Origin of the sequence: Vibrio sp. CAU 1672 (genome assembly GCF_029223195.1) — a bacterium.
In the GTDB taxonomy this organism is placed as follows: domain Bacteria; phylum Pseudomonadota; class Gammaproteobacteria; order Enterobacterales; family Vibrionaceae; genus Vibrio.
In genome coordinates this window covers 1-2,593 of the sequence record NZ_JARHUF010000057.1, presented here as the reverse complement: position 1 = coordinate 2,593, position 2,593 = coordinate 1, and the positions used below count along the sequence as shown (strand labels likewise).

The window sequence follows — 2,593 nt, the reverse complement described above, 5'->3', positions numbered from 1 at the left end:
ATTTTGGATTTTTACCACGTTAATTAACACTGAAATTGAACGCCGATACGACAATTTCAACTTTGAGCTTTTACCACTAGATCTTGCGATATAACTGCGTTTTTCCTCTTGCAAACTAACGCCCGCTTAAGTGGTGAGCAACGCAATACGGTGTACCCGCAAACCACCTAAATCACTAAACTTAACGCATGGCAAAAATGCCACGCGTTGCGAATCCGTCTTGAAGCGTTTGTTAGCTTTATTTTGATGCCTCAACTACATTTTTTGCAGGCTTAAATATACACACTGCCCCTCCTTTAGTTAAACTTACATTGTGATTTAAATCACAATTCAATGCTACAAACATAATTGGGAGCTGCTCATTTCCAAATGAGTTTGGCAAAAACGCAATTTTGCTTCCTTCTTTGCACTTACCTTCATTGTCAGCAGCTTTCCAACTTACAGCTGTACACAATGTATCTTGATCAATGCCAAAAGCATGTGCTTGTAGTGGATTAAATAAAATAAGAGATGTTAAGAGGACTTTTTTGATAATTTTCATATAGAAACTCCAATATATTTAAAATATCCAATGATGATTTTGTTGCGAATTTAAAGCTAACGCCCTGTTAAGGGGTGAGCAACGCAATACCGAAGCCGCCGCAGACCACCTTAATCACTTAAACCAACGCATAGTAAAAATGCTACGCGTTGCGAATCCCTCTTAAACAGTTTGTTAGTTGCGTGCTCAACTCGTCCACCAAACCCTTTATTTGAGATTGTGTATACCCATTTATAGCTAGACGCTCACTTTCATTGACTAAGAAACCAACTAGATCAACAGAGATACTGATTAACTCTACTAATTCATTAAACGTAAAGACATAGAGTGATGGGTGCTGATGGATAAATGTATTCCTAACTGTCTGCAAACGGCTAACTTTTTCTTTTTCAAATCGCTGACTATCAATTACTTGGCTACCCATGTAAGGAAGAAAGTCTTCTTTCCGCAGTTTTTCGTAAAGCCATTCGATATTATCTAAATCACCATACTCCGAGTGATAACTATCTTTTTTCCGGACTAGGCGTGAGTCCGATGTAATGAGAGCTAAACACATTGCCGATTGAACAGAGTTATGCCCGTAGATCACTGCCCATTTGAAATACGTGTTTTGCCCGCTTTCAATTTGAGACAAAGCGTCAAGTAAGCACCGCAATGACATGACTAGATCTGTTTCGAGATCAAATGATACCAGCTTCTCTTTCATGTACTTACCTATTATTTATGAAAGCAACTAACGCCAAATTAAGTAGTGAGTAACGCTACTACCCACCTAAACCATTGTGCCGTAAACACTTAAGCTGATTCAAAGCAAAAATGCCAAGCGTTACGAATCTGCTTAAATTTATTGTTAGAACTGTACTCAAAGATAGCGACTAACCCGCTCTACTTCTTTCAGAGCAATACTGTCAGCAGCAATTCCGACTTGATTCGCATTCAATGAATACCACTTAACTTCGTCAGCCTCTTGAGCCGTAATATCTCCTGTCCAAGCACTAACAATGAAATAATGTATCAACTGCAGTTCTTTCGTTGGGTGGTAAAGGGAGCATAAATATTTGTATTCAGTTGGAACAACATTGAGCTCTTCATTTAACTCGCGGAACAGCGCCTGAACTTGAGTTTCACCATATTCAATATGACCACCAGGTATAGTGATCAAACCGGGATCCGTTTCCTTTTGCTCACTGCGTTTTTCTAGCAGTACCTGCGAACCATTGAGCATAATGAAAGAGATGCATTCATTTACTTCCATCTATATGTTCCCTTGAAAGTTCTAACGCCGCATTAAGGTGTGAGCAACGCTACCACGAAACTAAACCATACCACCGTAAACACAAAACCCAACGATGGAATGAAAAATGACAAGCGTTGGGAATCACTCTTAAATGCTTTGTTATGTTAAATTTTCCCATTATTCTCTTTATCAAAGCAATACAACTGCTCGTCAATGTCTCTTAAGGGTCTGTTCAAGACTTGGGCTAGACGGTGCAACTCAACCGCGTAACTAATGTACCCGTCATAGGTATAGCTCGAGTAATAAGGCTTTTTACCTGTAAGAGCACGATATGCTCTTACGTCAATGATTGGAAATAAGTTGGGATTGATAAACTTGAGAACCGCGCTTGCCATTGGAAAGCCAATACCTTGTGAAAGGACTAATCGTTCAATAACCTCTTTGACTAACGGCGACTCTAGAGTTAAATCAGATACCGAACCTAACTGATTTAAACAAGCTAAAGTGTCATTATCAACATTTAATACTCGGTTCGATTTCCATAGAGAAACTCTTCGCAAGTCATTGATAGTAACTTCGGTTGATCCATTCAATTTTTGGTGTAGCTCATCCGTTTCAACGGTATTGTAATTAAAATCGTACTCTAGGCGATCAACCTCTACATCAAACACTTTCACAAAAGTCCTCCTTTAACATAACGCCCTGTTAAGGTGTGAAGCACGCAATGAGCAGGCCGCTGCATGGCACTTCAACACAAAAATCACCGCATACTAAAAATGCCACGCGTGCTGAATCACTCTTAAACAGTTTGTTAG

General features: G+C 39.4%; 5 protein-coding genes. All 5 read right to left on the bottom strand.

Going from position 1 to position 2,593, the window contains the following annotated elements; genetic code table 11:
* Nucleotides 1-238: 238 nt before the first annotated feature.
* Nucleotides 239-541, bottom strand: a complete 303-nt coding sequence (locus P2G85_RS21240) for a hypothetical protein (protein WP_275866001.1) — start codon at nucleotides 539-541, stop codon at nucleotides 239-241.
* 142 nt (nucleotides 542-683) lie between these two features.
* Nucleotides 684-1,247, bottom strand: a complete 564-nt coding sequence (locus P2G85_RS21235) for a hypothetical protein (protein WP_206629662.1) — start codon at nucleotides 1,245-1,247, stop codon at nucleotides 684-686.
* A gap of 156 nt (nucleotides 1,248-1,403) precedes the next feature.
* Nucleotides 1,404-1,796: an NUDIX domain-containing protein gene (locus P2G85_RS21230; RefSeq protein ID WP_275866000.1), complete on the bottom strand. Its 393-nt coding sequence runs from the start codon at nucleotides 1,794-1,796 to the stop codon at nucleotides 1,404-1,406.
* A gap of 146 nt (nucleotides 1,797-1,942) precedes the next feature.
* A complete protein-coding gene (locus P2G85_RS21225; protein WP_275865999.1) occupies nucleotides 1,943-2,455 on the bottom strand; it encodes a hypothetical protein in 513 nt (170 codons plus the stop codon).
* Nucleotides 2,456-2,483: 28 nt separating this feature from the next.
* The coding region (locus tag P2G85_RS21220) for a DUF3265 domain-containing protein (protein ID WP_345795445.1) at nucleotides 2,484-2,593 on the bottom strand (110 nt) is incomplete at its 5' end.